The organism is Escherichia sp. WS3227_2 (genome assembly GCF_046486495.1).
In the GTDB taxonomy this organism is placed as follows: Bacteria; Pseudomonadota; Gammaproteobacteria; order Enterobacterales; family Enterobacteriaceae; genus Escherichia; species Escherichia coli.
Genome location: NZ_JBJQLG010000023.1, coordinates 27,711 through 41,477, shown reverse-complemented (window position 1 = coordinate 41,477; position 13,767 = coordinate 27,711). Strand labels below are relative to the sequence as shown.

Annotated in this window: 20 protein-coding genes; 6 read left to right on the top strand and 14 right to left on the bottom strand. The window is 49.1% G+C overall.

Annotated features, from left to right (window positions below; translation table 11 throughout):
* Positions 1-429: 429 nt before the first annotated feature.
* Positions 430-984, top strand: coding sequence for a gamma carbonic anhydrase family protein (locus ACJHXB_RS22910; RefSeq protein WP_001286216.1), 555 nt, complete (start codon positions 430-432; stop codon positions 982-984).
* On the opposite strand, the gene ACJHXB_RS22905 is transcribed toward ACJHXB_RS22910, so the two are convergent.
* The 6 genes from ACJHXB_RS22905 to dprA are packed head-to-tail and all read right to left on the bottom strand — an operon-like array spanning position 960 to position 4,754.
* Entirely contained in the window at positions 960-1,217 is a 258-nt protein-coding gene (locus ACJHXB_RS22905; protein WP_001070567.1) for a DUF1488 domain-containing protein, read from the bottom strand. The genes ACJHXB_RS22910 and ACJHXB_RS22905 overlap by 25 nt on opposite strands.
* Positions 1,214-2,032, bottom strand: a complete 819-nt coding sequence (aroE, locus tag ACJHXB_RS22900) for a shikimate dehydrogenase (protein ID WP_000451231.1) — start codon at positions 2,030-2,032, stop codon at positions 1,214-1,216. Before aroE ends, ACJHXB_RS22905 begins: the two co-directional genes overlap by 4 nt.
* A gap of 4 nt (positions 2,033-2,036) precedes the next feature.
* Positions 2,037-2,609, bottom strand: coding sequence for an L-threonylcarbamoyladenylate synthase type 1 TsaC (gene tsaC, locus ACJHXB_RS22895; RefSeq protein WP_001366671.1), 573 nt, complete (start codon positions 2,607-2,609; stop codon positions 2,037-2,039).
* Between the two features lie 4 nt (positions 2,610-2,613).
* A complete protein-coding gene (locus ACJHXB_RS22890) occupies positions 2,614-3,156 on the bottom strand; it encodes a type I DNA topoisomerase (protein ID WP_001129723.1) in 543 nt (180 codons plus the stop codon).
* 28 nt (positions 3,157-3,184) lie between these two features.
* On the bottom strand, positions 3,185-3,658 hold the full coding sequence (smg, locus tag ACJHXB_RS22885; RefSeq protein ID WP_000460672.1) for a DUF494 family protein Smg: 474 nt from the start codon (positions 3,656-3,658) through the stop codon (positions 3,185-3,187).
* The gene (gene dprA / locus ACJHXB_RS22880; RefSeq protein ID WP_000228562.1) at positions 3,630-4,754 is read right to left on the bottom strand and encodes a DNA-protecting protein DprA; all 1,125 of its coding nucleotides are present in this window, start codon (positions 4,752-4,754) and stop codon (positions 3,630-3,632) included. Before dprA ends, smg begins: the two co-directional genes overlap by 29 nt.
* Before the next feature lie 129 nt (positions 4,755-4,883).
* Between dprA and def the strand changes: the two genes are divergently transcribed.
* The 5 genes from def to mscL all read left to right on the top strand — a co-directional run bounded on the left by def (position 4,884) and on the right by mscL (position 9,628).
* Positions 4,884-5,393, top strand: coding sequence for a peptide deformylase (gene def, locus ACJHXB_RS22875; protein ID WP_000114984.1), 510 nt, complete (start codon positions 4,884-4,886; stop codon positions 5,391-5,393).
* 14 nt (positions 5,394-5,407) lie between these two features.
* Positions 5,408-6,355 (top strand): methionyl-tRNA formyltransferase, encoded by a 948-nt coding sequence (gene fmt / locus ACJHXB_RS22870; protein WP_000004443.1) that lies wholly within the window; start codon positions 5,408-5,410, stop codon positions 6,353-6,355.
* Positions 6,356-6,400: 45 nt separating this feature from the next.
* Positions 6,401-7,690 (top strand): 16S rRNA (cytosine(967)-C(5))-methyltransferase RsmB, encoded by a 1,290-nt coding sequence (gene rsmB, locus ACJHXB_RS22865; RefSeq protein WP_001469469.1) that lies wholly within the window; start codon positions 6,401-6,403, stop codon positions 7,688-7,690.
* Positions 7,691-7,711: 21 nt separating this feature from the next.
* The gene (gene trkA, locus ACJHXB_RS22860) at positions 7,712-9,088 is read left to right on the top strand and encodes a Trk system potassium transporter TrkA (protein ID WP_000691382.1); all 1,377 of its coding nucleotides are present in this window, start codon (positions 7,712-7,714) and stop codon (positions 9,086-9,088) included.
* Positions 9,089-9,217: 129 nt separating this feature from the next.
* Complete coding sequence (mscL, locus tag ACJHXB_RS22855) at positions 9,218-9,628, top strand: large-conductance mechanosensitive channel protein MscL (RefSeq protein WP_000022442.1); 411 nt, start codon at positions 9,218-9,220, stop codon at positions 9,626-9,628.
* On the opposite strand, the gene arfA is transcribed toward mscL, so the two are convergent.
* The 8 genes from arfA to rpsM all read right to left on the bottom strand — a co-directional run bounded on the left by arfA (position 9,625) and on the right by rpsM (position 13,665).
* Positions 9,625-9,843: an alternative ribosome-rescue factor ArfA gene (arfA, locus tag ACJHXB_RS22850; protein WP_000092699.1), complete on the bottom strand. Its 219-nt coding sequence runs from the start codon at positions 9,841-9,843 to the stop codon at positions 9,625-9,627. The genes mscL and arfA overlap by 4 nt on opposite strands.
* 55 nt (positions 9,844-9,898) lie before the next feature.
* Positions 9,899-10,324: a Zn(2+)-responsive transcriptional regulator gene (gene zntR, locus ACJHXB_RS22845; RefSeq protein WP_000285607.1), complete on the bottom strand. Its 426-nt coding sequence runs from the start codon at positions 10,322-10,324 to the stop codon at positions 9,899-9,901.
* Between the two features lie 10 nt (positions 10,325-10,334).
* Positions 10,335-10,703: a DUF1992 domain-containing protein gene (locus ACJHXB_RS22840; RefSeq protein ID WP_000266533.1), complete on the bottom strand. Its 369-nt coding sequence runs from the start codon at positions 10,701-10,703 to the stop codon at positions 10,335-10,337.
* A gap of 106 nt (positions 10,704-10,809) precedes the next feature.
* Positions 10,810-11,193 carry a 50S ribosomal protein L17 gene (gene rplQ / locus ACJHXB_RS22835; protein ID WP_001216368.1) on the bottom strand — a complete coding sequence of 128 codons (384 nt, stop codon included), beginning with the start codon at positions 11,191-11,193 and terminating at the stop codon, positions 10,810-10,812.
* Between the two features lie 40 nt (positions 11,194-11,233).
* Positions 11,234-12,223, bottom strand: coding sequence for a DNA-directed RNA polymerase subunit alpha (locus ACJHXB_RS22830; RefSeq protein ID WP_001162094.1), 990 nt, complete (start codon positions 12,221-12,223; stop codon positions 11,234-11,236).
* A gap of 25 nt (positions 12,224-12,248) precedes the next feature.
* Positions 12,249-12,869, bottom strand: a complete 621-nt coding sequence (gene rpsD / locus ACJHXB_RS22825; RefSeq protein WP_000135224.1) for a 30S ribosomal protein S4 — start codon at positions 12,867-12,869, stop codon at positions 12,249-12,251.
* 33 nt (positions 12,870-12,902) lie between these two features.
* Positions 12,903-13,292 carry a 30S ribosomal protein S11 gene (gene rpsK / locus ACJHXB_RS22820; RefSeq protein ID WP_001029684.1) on the bottom strand — a complete coding sequence of 130 codons (390 nt, stop codon included), beginning with the start codon at positions 13,290-13,292 and terminating at the stop codon, positions 12,903-12,905.
* 16 nt (positions 13,293-13,308) lie between these two features.
* Positions 13,309-13,665: a 30S ribosomal protein S13 gene (rpsM, locus tag ACJHXB_RS22815; RefSeq protein ID WP_000090775.1), complete on the bottom strand. Its 357-nt coding sequence runs from the start codon at positions 13,663-13,665 to the stop codon at positions 13,309-13,311.
* Positions 13,666-13,767: the final 102 nt, after the last annotated feature.

Below are 13,767 nucleotides of genomic sequence, written 5' to 3'. Positions count from 1 at the left end.
TGTTCACTCTTGAGACTTGGTATTCATTTTTCGTCTTGCGACGTTAAGAATCCGTATCTTCGAGTGCCCACACAGATTGTCTGATAAATTGTTAAAGAGCAGTTGCGACGCGGCTTTCAGCTCACTGTCGCGAGGTGGCGTATATTACGCTTTCCTCTTTCAGAGTCAACCCTGAATTTCAGGATTTTTTCTCTTTGTTGTTACGACCATCTTATGAAGTGTTTCACGTTGTCGTCTCAACGGAGGCGCATTATAGGGATCCCAATTTTTTGCACAAGTACTTTTTTGATCTTTTTTTCTGTTTGTTGCTTTTTCACCCTTTTTGCTGCATTCGCACACAAAACGGTGCTTTTTTGCATGCTAAAAGACTTGCACAAGGCCAATAATGCACCCAAAGTCATTAGTAAATCATTTATTGTTGAGGTAATTATGTCTGATGTTTTACGCCCATACCGCGATCTTTTTCCACAAATCGGTCAGCGCGTAATGATCGACGATAGCAGCGTCGTGATTGGTGACGTTCGTCTGGCTGATGATGTGGGGATCTGGCCGCTCGTTGTGATTCGTGGAGATGTACATTATGTACAGATCGGAGCACGCACCAATATCCAGGATGGCAGTATGTTGCATGTCACTCATAAATCCTCGTACAACCCAGATGGCAACCCATTAACCATTGGCGAAGATGTCACTGTTGGTCACAAGGTGATGCTCCACGGCTGCACCATTGGCAATCGAGTTTTGGTTGGGATGGGCTCAATTTTACTTGATGGCGCAATAGTAGAAGATGATGTGATGATTGGTGCGGGTAGCCTGGTCCCACAAAATAAACGGCTGGAGAGCGGATATCTGTATCTCGGTAGCCCCGTCAAACAGATCCGCCCGTTAAGTGATGAAGAGAAGGCTGGGTTACGCTATTCCGCAAATAACTACGTGAAATGGAAGGACGAATATCTGGATCAAGGTAACCAGACCCAACCTTGATCATCTTCACTTTGTTCCTGAATTAAGTTTTCCGCTTCTTCTTCCAGGTCCCAGCGATGCTGACGAAAACTCGCTAACCACTGTTCTGGCGTATCTCCAGTAAAGCGATACGCCAGACTCTCGCCAGAGATCGCACATGTCAGTTGCATACCATTCACGAGAGCGGGAAAACATACACATCTTTTATTCTCGTCCCACTCTTCCCTATCCGGAAACTGGATGGCCTGATTCACGCTGACAATTCCTGTTGCAATAGTTTGATGACCGGTTCTACATCAGGCAGAACGCCATGCCAAAGAAGGAAGGCATGAGCCGCCTGTGCCACCAGCATTCCTAAACCATCAGCATTACGCTTTGAGCCTCGCTGCTCACACCATGCCAGAAAAGGAGTTTTTCCTTTCTGATAGAACATGTCATAGCAATAAATGCCTGGGTGAATGAGCGATGACGGGATCGCCGGAATATCACCACTGATGCCACTGGATGTTGCATTAATAATGAGATCAAACTCATGACCTTCCAGTTTGTCCATACCCAACGCCTGAATACTGCCAGTGTGCGCAAACAATTTAGTCAACTCTTCCGCGCGAGATACCGTCCGATTAGTGATTGTCACCGCACAGTCCAGGGAAAGGAGTGGCAGTAGTACGCCGCGAGATGCTCCACCAGCGCCAATGAGCAGAATACGTAAACCAGGACGGATAAAAGACAGACGTTCCAGATCGCTTAACAAACCTATACCATCGGTATTGTCACCCAGCAGGCGTCCATCTTCTAACCGCTTGAGGGTATTAACAGCACCAGCCAACGCTGCCCGTTCAGTAAGCTCATCCGCTCTGGCAAAAGCCTCTTCTTTAAAAGGTACCGTCACATTCGCACCTTTACCACCAGCACTAAAGAAAGCGTTCAGTGTGTTGATGAAATCATTGATGGGTGCCAACACGCGCCCATAGGGATGTTCAATATTCAGTTGCTGAGCAAACTGCTGATGAATGAATGGCGATTTGCTGTGGGCTATCGGATTACCAAAAACAGCATAGGTTTCCATTATGTTACCCCTGTCGAAACAGTTCACCCGTCAGGGCATCGCGGATTTCTGAAGGATTTAAACGCCCCCCCGTTTCACCAGGCACAACCGGGAACGCCGCGCCAAATTGTGCGCGAACTTCGTCTACTGTTCGACAAGGTGGCAATCCACTCAAGTTGGCACTGGTAGAAACCAGCGGTTTACCATAAGCCTTGCACAAAGCAACCACCAACGGATGGTCGGTGACTCGTACAGCAAGCGAATCAAAGCGGCCCGTCAACCAGCGCGGTGTTGTCGCAGGCGCGGGAAAAACAAAGGTGACAGGACCTGGCCAGCGAGAAAATATAGTTTCACGCTGCGCGTCAGTCAGCATGGTGTCATCAATATAGGGTTTAAGCTGCTCGTAATTTGCGGCGATTAGAATCAGCCCCTTATCAACCGGACGCTGTTTTAACTCCAACAGTCGCATCACTGCTGTTTCGCTATCAGGATCGCACCCGACACCGAAAACGGCTTCCGTTGGATAGGCGATGACACGTTCTTCATTGAGGACATCTATCGCAGCTGCGATAGTGTCTCCTTGCAGGTTATTATTCACGTTATTATTCCGCCGAAACCGGCTTTCCACATTGTTTACTGGCACAAAAGTGTTTTACACCCTGCGCGGTTTTCTTTTCGATGAGTAGCGGATAATGACACTCAGGGCATTCTCCAGCTATGGGTTTGAAGTTAATGGCAAATTGACACTCCGGGTAGCGATCACAGGAGTGAAACGTTTTGCCATAACGGGAGCGGCGCTGGACCAGATGGCCCGTCCGGCATTGGGGGCATGTAATTGCTGTTTCGTCCGGTTTATCGATAAGTTCGGTATGTTCGCATTCAGGGTAGTTACTGCAACCAATAAACATACCAAAGCGTCCCTGGCGTAATACCAGATTTGCGCCACATGCAGGGCAAACCTGCCCCTCCAGAACTTTGACAATATGTCCATCCGCTGAAGATTTCAGAGGACGGACGTAGTCACACGCCGGATACTGTGAGCATCCAAGAAACGGACCGTGTTTCCCGGATCGAATAACCAGTTCAGCCCCGCACTTTGGGCAGGACTCATTATTACGCACCGTGAACAGTGCTGATTTCGCCATAACAACTTATGCTGAATTAAAGAAATGATTAATGCAGCATACCTTCATTCACTTCAAAGAGTAATTCTTCCATTTGCTGGTACGCATTTTCGCAGCCCGGAATATTGAACAACACCATCAGGATTACCCATTTCAGGTCTTCCAGGTCGAACTCTGCGGTATCCAGCGCGAGCACTCGCTCTATCACCATTTCACGGGTTTCAAGGTTAAGCACCTGAATTTGCTCAAGGAAAAGCAAAAAACCACGACAGCTGGCATCCAGTCTTTCACACTCTTCAGGGGTATAAATACGCATGGAGAGTGGATCAGAGGCCAGTTGCATCGGTTCTGCCAGTCCTTCCTGATAATCCGCAAGCTTTTCCAGCCAAAGCAGGGCATTGTAGATATCTTCTCGATCAAATCCTGCGTCGGTAAGATCCTGTTCAAGTTTGTCTTGATCCACACGCAACTCAGCTTCTGTGTGAATATAGGTTTCAAACAAATACATTAGTACGTCGAACATGGCATGCCCTCCTCAATCGGACATAGCCGCCGGGTACAGCTGCGATCCATCCTGCTAACTCCAGTTCGAGTAGTTGAGTAACTACCTCTGGCACAGGTTGGCCGGCACGTTCAGCGACGACGTCAACAGGTGTTACCTCATCTCCTACGTTAGCCAGGAGCTCAGGAAATGGCAATGCCACGTCTTCCTGATCTGGTGAATAAAATGAATTTTCAGGGGCGTCTGGCAACCAGTGCAATCCAAATTGCAAGTTTTCCAGAATTTCTTCCGGTTCCGTCACAAGAATCGCACCTTGTTTTATTAACCAGTGAGGCCCTTCGCTTCCCGGATTCCCTATTGGTCCTGGCAAGGCAAAAACTTCACGCCCCTGCTCAAGCGCACAACGTGCTGTCACCAGCGAACCACTGCGCAAAGCCGCTTCCACCACTAGTACACCTTTACTTAAACCACTGATAATGCGATTTCTTCGTGGGAAATTGTAAGCAAGGGGTGGAACATCGAGGGGAAATTCCGAGACAAGAGCCCCACCATGTTCAAGCAAACTGGTAGCCAGTCGGGCATGGCGACGCGGATGAATGGTATTAAGTCCATTCCCCAATACAGCAATGCTGACGCCATTTACCTGTAAGGCCGCTTTATGCGCCACACCATCGATTCCACGCGCCAGTCCACTCGTAATTGTCACTCCACGCGTCGCCAGAGTTTCGCAAAATAATCGTCCCCATCGCTCGCCATACCATGAATGCGCCCGACTCCCCACTACGGCAAGCTGAAATGAATGCAACGCGTGCAGTTCTCCTGCAACAAACAGTGCGCCGGGGTAATCTGTCGTCGCCAGAAGTTGAGGAGGATAAAATTCGCTGTCCGCAGGGATTAAATGATGGTTGGGTTGCTCCAACCAACAAAGTGAGCTTTCGATACTCTTTCGCGGAAATGAAAGAAAGCGTTGTGCCTGCCGCAATGTAAGCCCTGTTTGCTGCAATACAACCGCATCAATATACGACTGTTTTGCCAGCCAGTGAGCTATACGGACCATATTATCGCCGTACAAGCTGCTGATGCTCATTAAACGCAGCCAAATTTCTGTATCGACCATCCTTATCTCCCTGCCATAAGCAGCCTTAGCAATCTTTGCGATTGGTCAGTGATGCTGTCAATCAGAGGGGGATTTGTCTAGAATAGAAGAAATAATCTTTCTAACTCCTGAACACATCTCTGGAGATTTATGTCAGTTTTGCAAGTGTTACATATTCCGGACGAGCGGCTTCGCAAAGTTGCTAAACCGGTAGAAGAAGTGAATGCAGAAATTCAGCGTATCGTCGATGATATGTTCGAGACGATGTACGCAGAAGAAGGTATTGGCCTGGCGGCAACCCAGGTTGATATCCATCAACGTATCATTGTTATTGATGTTTCGGAAAACCGTGACGAACGGCTGGTGTTAATCAATCCGGAGCTTTTAGAAAAAAGCGGCGAAACAGGCATTGAAGAAGGTTGCCTGTCGATCCCTGAACAACGTGCTTTAGTGCCACGCGCAGAGAAAGTTAAAATTCGCGCCCTGGACCGCGACGGTAAACCATTTGAACTGGAAGCAGACGGTCTGTTAGCCATCTGTATTCAGCATGAGATGGATCACCTGGTCGGCAAACTGTTTATGGATTATTTGTCACCGCTGAAACAACAACGTATTCGTCAGAAAGTTGAAAAACTGGATCGTCTGAAAGCCCGGGCTTAAGGATAAGAACTAACGTGTCAGAATCACTACGTATTATTTTTGCGGGTACACCTGACTTTGCAGCGCGTCATCTCGACGCGCTGTTGTCTTCTGGTCATAACGTCGTTGGCGTGTTCACCCAGCCAGACCGACCGGCAGGACGCGGTAAAAAACTGATGCCCAGCCCGGTTAAAGTTCTGGCTGAGGAAAAAGCTCTGCCCGTTTTTCAACCGGTTTCCCTGCGTCCACAAGAAAACCAGCAACTGGTCGCCGATCTACAGGCTGATGTTATGGTTGTCGTCGCCTATGGCTTAATTCTGCCTAAAGCAGTGCTGGAGATGCCGCGTCTTGGCTGTATCAACGTTCATGGTTCACTGCTGCCACGCTGGCGCGGTGCTGCACCAATCCAACGCTCACTATGGGCGGGTGATGCAGAAACTGGTGTGACCATTATGCAAATGGATGTTGGTTTAGACACCGGTGACATGCTCTATAAGCTCTCCTGCCCGATTACTGCAGAAGATACCAGTGGTACTCTGTACGACAAGCTGGCAGAGCTTGGCCCACAAGGGCTTATCACCACATTGAAACAACTGGCAGACGGCACGGCGAAACCAGAAGTTCAGGACGAAACTCTTGTCACTTACGCCGAAAAGTTGAGTAAAGAAGAAGCGCGTATTGACTGGTCGCTTTCGGCAGCGCAGCTTGAACGCTGCATTCGCGCTTTCAATCCATGGCCAATGAGCTGGCTGGAAATTGAAGGACAGCCGGTTAAAGTCTGGAAAGCGTCGGTCATTGATACGGCAACCAACGCTGCACCAGGAACGATCCTTGAAGCCAATAAACAAGGCATTCAGGTTGCGACTGGTGATGGCATCCTGAACCTGCTCTCGTTACAACCTGCGGGTAAGAAAGCGATGAGCGCGCAAGACCTCCTGAATTCTCGTCGGGAATGGTTTGTTCCGGGCAACCGTCTGGTCTGATAGTCCACTCTTCTAAGCCCGGTCTTGCCGGGCATTTTTATACTTATGAAAAAACAACGTAATTTACGTAGCATGGCGGCACAGGCCGTTGAACAAGTCGTCGAGCAAGGGCAATCATTAAGCAACATTCTGCCACCGCTCCAGCAAAAAGTTTCCGATAAAGACAAAGCACTTCTTCAAGAGTTGTGCTTTGGCGTACTGCGTACGCTTTCACAGTTAGACTGGCTGATTAATAAGTTAATGGCCCGTCCGATGACCGGCAAACAGCGCACTGTGCATTACCTGATTATGGTTGGTTTGTATCAACTGCTTTATACCCGCATACCACCTCATGCTGCGCTGGCTGAAACGGTTGAAGGCGCTATCGCAATTAAGCGCCCGCAACTTAAAGGGTTGATAAACGGTGTATTACGCCAGTTCCAGCGTCAGCAAGAAGAGTTATTAGCCGAGTTTAATGCCAGTGATGCACGTTATCTGCATCCTTCCTGGTTGCTGAAGCGTCTGCAAAAAGCGTATCCAGAGCAGTGGCAATCCATCGTCGAAGCCAATAACCAGCGTCCGCCAATGTGGCTGCGCGTTAATCGTACGCATCATTCCCGCGACAGCTGGCTTGCATTGCTGGATGAAGCAGGAATGAAAGGTTTCCCGCATGCGGATTACCCTGATGCTGTACGTCTGGAAACACCTGCACCTGTTCATGCGCTACCTGGTTTTGAAGACGGATGGGTTACCGTTCAGGATGCCTCAGCACAAGGTTGCATGACCTGGCTTGCGCCACAAAACGGTGAACACATTTTGGATCTTTGTGCCGCCCCCGGCGGTAAAACAACGCATATCCTTGAGGTGGCACCAGAAGCGCAGGTTGTTGCGGTTGATATTGACGAACAGCGCCTCTCTCGCGTTTACGACAATTTAAAACGCCTTGGTATGAAAGCGACCGTGAAACAAGGTGATGGCCGCTACCCTTCCCACTGGTGTGGCGAGCAACAGTTTGATCGCATTTTATTAGATGCGCCTTGTTCAGCAACGGGGGTGATTCGTCGCCATCCGGATATTAAATGGTTACGTCGCGATCGCGATATCCCGGAACTCGCGCAATTGCAGTCTGAAATTCTCGACGCCATTTGGCCGCATTTAAAATCCGGTGGAACCCTGGTCTATGCCACCTGTTCGGTGTTACCGGAAGAGAATAGCCTGCAGATTAAAGCCTTTTTGCAACGTACCGCTGATGCCGAACTTTGCGAAACAGGAACACCAGAGCAACCGGGTAAACAAAATCTGCCTGGTGCCGAAGAGGGCGACGGCTTCTTTTACGCTAAGCTAATCAAAAAGTGATGAGATAACGGGTCGCGACTGATGAAAATTATCATTCTGGGTGCCGGCCAGGTTGGCGGCACACTGGCGGAAAACCTGGTTGGCGAGAACAACGATATTACTGTTGTCGATACCAACGGTGAGCGTCTGCGGACCTTACAGGATAAATTTGACCTGCGAGTCGTGCAGGGGCATGGCTCTCATCCACGTGTATTGCGGGAGGCAGGTGCCGACGACGCCGATATGCTGGTTGCTGTAACCAGTTCAGATGAAACCAATATGGTTGCCTGCCAGGTAGCCTACTCACTTTTCAACACCCCTAATCGCATCGCTCGCATCCGCTCACCAGACTACGTGCGCGATGCCGATAAGCTATTTCATTCAGATGCTGTACCGATTGATCATCTGATCGCACCAGAGCAGTTGGTTATCGATAATATTTACCGACTGATTGAATATCCCGGCGCATTGCAGGTGGTGAACTTCGCTGAGGGTAAAGTCAGCCTGGCTGTGGTTAAAGCCTATTATGGCGGCCCGCTGATTGGTAATGCACTTTCGACCATGCGCGAGCATATGCCACATATCGATACTCGTGTGGCAGCAATTTTCCGCCATGATCGCCCCATTCGTCCGCAAGGTTCGACCATTGTTGAAGCGGGTGATGAAGTGTTCTTTATTGCCGCTTCACAGCATATCCGCGCGGTGATGAGTGAATTACAGCGACTGGAAAAACCGTATAAGCGGATCATGCTGGTTGGTGGTGGTAATATCGGTGCAGGGCTGGCGCGTCGTCTGGAAAAAGATTACAGCGTCAAACTCATCGAACGTAATCAGCAGCGCGCTGCCGAACTGGCGGAAAAATTGCAGAATACGATCGTCTTTTTTGGTGATGCGTCGGATCAAGAACTGCTGGCCGAAGAACATATCGATCAAGTTGATCTGTTTATTGCTGTCACCAACGATGACGAAGCCAATATCATGTCCGCCATGCTTGCCAAACGTATGGGTGCGAAAAAGGTGATGGTATTGATCCAGCGTCGCGCTTATGTAGATCTGGTTCAGGGGAGCGTGATCGATATTGCGATTTCACCGCAACAAGCAACTATTTCTGCGTTGCTTAGCCATGTGCGAAAAGCAGATATTGTTGGTGTTTCCTCACTGCGCCGCGGCGTAGCAGAAGCTATTGAAGCCGTTGCTCACGGTGATGAAAGCACCTCACGCGTTGTCGGCAGAGTCATTGATGAAATCAAGCTACCGCCAGGAACGATTATTGGAGCGGTGGTACGTGGAAACGACGTGATGATTGCCAATGACAATCTGCGCATTGAGCAAGGCGATCACGTAATTATGTTCCTCACAGATAAAAAGTTTATTACCGACGTCGAAAGACTCTTCCAGCCAAGTCCTTTCTTCTTGTAATTAATAAGGCGTCTAATGACGCCTTATCATTTCCCTTTGATTATCAAGGATTAATTAAATCCATTCCTGGCAGGAAAATAGCTTAACATTTGTTAGACTTATGATTGTCGGCTTCATAGGGAGAATAACATGAGCATTATTAAAGAATTTCGCGAATTTGCGATGCGCGGGAACGTGGTGGATTTGGCGGTGGGTGTCATTATCGGTGCGGCATTCGGGAAGATTGTATCTTCACTGGTTGCCGATATCATTATGCCACCTCTGGGCTTATTAATTGGCGGGATCGATTTCAAACAGTTTGCTGTCACGCTACGCGATGCGCAGGGGGATATCCCTGCTGTTGTGATGCATTACGGTGTCTTCATTCAAAACGTCTTTGATTTTCTGATTGTGGCCTTTGCCATCTTTATGGCGATTAAGCTAATCAACAAACTGAATCGGAAAAAAGAAGAACCAGCAGCCGCACCAGCACCAACTAAAGAAGAAGTATTACTGACAGAAATTCGTGATTTGCTGAAAGAGCAGAATAACCGCTCTTAACAAACGCCTGAAAGCAGAAGGCCAGTGGTAAAAAAGTGATTTACTTTCTTGCCACTGGCCTCCCAGTTCCCCCGATTGCCATGTTTTCCTTTTCGCATGTAACTGCCTTTCCCTTTCTTATTTTTCTCTACTCGCTGTCGGAATAAGGGATCATGTAGTAATGCTTCTATCGCATTATCCTTTATCTGCCCTTTAGTATGCTGATATCGGCTCATAAAAACTCCAGTTGGTTATTTAACGGCGCGAGTGTAATCCTGTCAGTGCAAAAAATCAACAGCCACTCTTAACGCCACTCGCCCCTTGTTCAAGAGCTTCAAGAATCGAGCAATAAACACTGCTATGGGCGGTCCCACAACAGGCATCGTTAAGGCGTTGCAAGGAACGCTGCATACTCTGCAACTCGGCTATCCGTGCTTCGACTTCCTGCAATCTTTCCTGCACAATGCCTTTTGACTCCTGACAGGTATGGTGTTCAGGATCGATACGGATCGACAGCAACTCGCGGATCGACTCTAGACTGAAACCTAGTTGTCTGGCATGGCGGATAAATTTCAATCGCTGGAGATCGCTTTCGGTATACAGGCGAAACCCACCTTCAGTACGCACTTCATGCTCCATCATCTGCTGTTTTTCGTAATAACGAATCGTGTCGGGTGTTACTTCCGCCATTTTTGCCAGCTCACCAATGCGATACATACATACTCCACTAGTTATCGTTGATTTTATTCAACAACTTGTCAGCATAATCGCCGCGTAAAAAATCGGTACTCAGTCCAGCTTGTCGCAGCTTCAATTCCAGTAATGACAATCGACGACTAACCTCTTGATATTGCGGATCATCGTGACGGATACCTTTGAGGATATCCAGAAGCTGAATTGCTTCCCTCCGCTGCTCAAGTTCTGGCGGTAAGCAACCAGCATTCTTCAGCAAGCGATACCCCGCACGTAATTCTGGTGGCACGTGTGAATCATCATCCAGAATCAATGGCTCGCCACTTCCCGGAAGATTATCAAACTCACCTTTGGATTGTGCCTCAGTAATATGACGCTCTGCCCACTGGTCAAGTAACCACATAAATACTCCAGGGGATGAACAAAAAGAGTACTGCTATTGTAGATAAGTGGGGATACTACGGGTATAAAAAAACCCGCCGGGGCGGGTTTTTTTACGTTGCTTCAGATTACTCTGCAGCAGCTTCTGCTTTCTCTGAACGATCAACCAGCTCGATGTAAGCCATCGGCGCGTTGTCGCCTGCACGGAAGCCACACTTCAGAATACGAGTGTAACCACCGGCACGGCTCGCGAAACGCGGGCCCAGTTCGTTAAACAGTTTTGCCACGATCTCGTTATCACGAGTACGGGCGAATGCCAGACGACGATTAGCAACGCTATCAGTCTTGGCAAGAGTAATCAGCGGCTCAACTACGCGGCGCAGCTCTTTCGCTTTAGGCAGAGTCGTCTTGATGATTTCATGACGAACCAGTGAACCTGCCATATTGCGGAACATAGCCTGGCGATGGCTGCTGTTGCGGTTCAGTTGACGACCACTCTTACGATGGCGCATGACCTTATCCTTCTCAGTAAAACCTTAACCTGTGATCCGGTTACTCGTCAGCGATGCTTGCCGGTGGCCAGTTTTCCAGGCGCATGCCCAGAGACAGTCCACGGGAAGCCAGCACGTCTTTAATCTCAGTAAGAGATTTTTTACCAAGGTTAGGCGTTTTAAGGAGCTCAACCTCGGTACGCTGTACCAGATCACCGATATAGTGGATAGCTTCTGCTTTAAGGCAGTTAGCAGAGCGGACAGTCAATTCCAGATCGTCAACAGGGCGCAGCAGGATCGGATCGAACTCTGGTTTCTCTTCTTTCACTTCAGGCTGACGTACATCACGTAAGTCAACGAAAGCTTCCAGTTGTTCAGCCAGAATGGTTGCCGCACGACGAATCGCCTCTTCAGGATCGATTGTGCCGTTGGTTTCCATTTCGATGACCAGCTTGTCCAGGTCGGTACGCTGTTCTACACGCGCTGCTTCAACATTGTAGGCAATACGCTCCACAGGGCTGTAGCATGCGTCGACCAGCAGACGGCCGATTGGGCGCTCATCTTCTTCCGAATGAATTCGGGTAGAAGCCGGCACATAACCACGACCGCGCTGAACTTTGATACGCATGCTAATAGACGCGTTCTCATCGGTCAGGTGGCAGATCACGTGCTGCGGCTTGACGATTTCGACATCACCGTCGTGGGTGATATCGGCTGCAGTCACAGGGCCAATGCCAGATTTATTCAAGGTAAGAATAACTTCATCTTTGCCCTGAACTCTCACCGCCAGCCCTTTCAGGTTGAGCAGGATTTCCAGGATATCTTCCTGAACGCCTTCTTTGGTGCTGTACTCATGTAGTACACCATCAATCTCAACCTCGGTCACCGCGCAACCCGGCATCGATGAGAGCAGAATACGGCGCAGTGCGTTACCCAGAGTATGGCCAAAGCCACGCTCTAAAGGCTCAAGGGTCACCTTGGCGTGCGTCGAACTCACTTGCTCGATATCAACCAGGCGCGGTTTTAGAAACTCTGTCACAGAACCCTGCATTGTGTCCTCTCTTTGGTACTAAGCTTTACTTGGAGTAAAGCTCGACGATCAGGTGTTCGTTAATGTCCGCAGACAGATCAGAACGCTCCGGCTTACGCTTAAACGTACCTTCCATCTTGCCAGCATCAACTTCCAGCCAGGTTGGCTTTTCACGCTGCTCAGCCAGCTCCAGAGCGGCTTTCACGCGAGACTGCTTCTTCGCTTTCTCACGAATGCTTACAACGTCATTCGGACTAACCTGATAAGAAGCGATGTTAACAACACGACCGTTTACCATAATTGCTTTATGGCTAACCAGCTGACGTGCTTCTGCACGAGTGGCACCGAAGCCCATACGGTATACAACGTTGTCCAGACGACCTTCCAGCAGAGCCAACAGGTTTTCACCGGTGTTGCCTTTCAGACGTGCTGCTTCTTTGTAGTAGTTACGGAACTGACGCTCCAGCACACCATAGATACGGCGAACTTTTTGCTTTTCACGCAACTGCACACCATAGTCAGACAGACGCGGTTTACGCGCACCGTGCTGGCCAGGAGCTTGTTCAATTTTACACTTGGTATCGATCGCGCGAACGCCAGACTTAAGGAATAAGTCGGTGCCCTCACGACGGCTCAGCTTGAGCTTAGGACCCAAATATCTTGCCATTTTCTTTCTCCAACAAACCTGGAAAACGAGGCGTTATACGCGACGTTTTTTCGGCGGACGACAACCGTTATGAGGGATCGGAGTCACATCAGTAATGTTAGTGATGCGGAAACCTGCGGCGTTCAGAGCACGAATAGTAGATTCGCGGCCTGGACCCGGACCTTTAACCATAACTTCCAGATTCTTGATGCCGTATTCTTTCACGGCGTCAGCGCAACGCTCTGCTGCAACCTGAGCTGCAAACGGAGTGGATTTGCGAGAACCACGGAAACCGGAACCACCGGCTGTTGCCCAACCCAACGCGTTACCCTGACGATCAGTGATAGTCACGATGGTGTTGTTGAAAGAAGCATGGATATGAGCCACGCCGTCAGAGACTTGTTTTCTTACACGTTTACGTGCACGAATTGGTGCCTTTGCCATTATTCAATCACCCCGATTATTTCTTGATCGGTTTGCGCGGACCCTTACGGGTACGTGCGTTGGTCTTGGTACGCTGACCGCGAACCGGGAGACCACGACGATGACGCAAACCGCGATAGCAACCAAGATCCATCAGGCGCTTGATGCTCATGCTGATTTCACGGCGCAGATCACCTTCAACGACAAATTTGGCAACTTCGTCACGCAGCGTGTCGATTTGTCCTTCAGACAGCTCACTGATCTTAACATCTTCAGCGATACCCGCTGCAGCCAGGATGGCTTTAGAACGGGTCTTGCCGACGCCATAAATCGAAGTTAATGCGATTACGGCATGCTTATGATCAGGAATGTTAATGCCTGCTATACGGGCCACTATGCACTCCTACTATTTAATATGTACGTTCCATGCTGAAAAGCCCGTTTTCAGGATACTCAAATGGAAACGCACAGACATACAAAAGATTGGCTGGCTAAT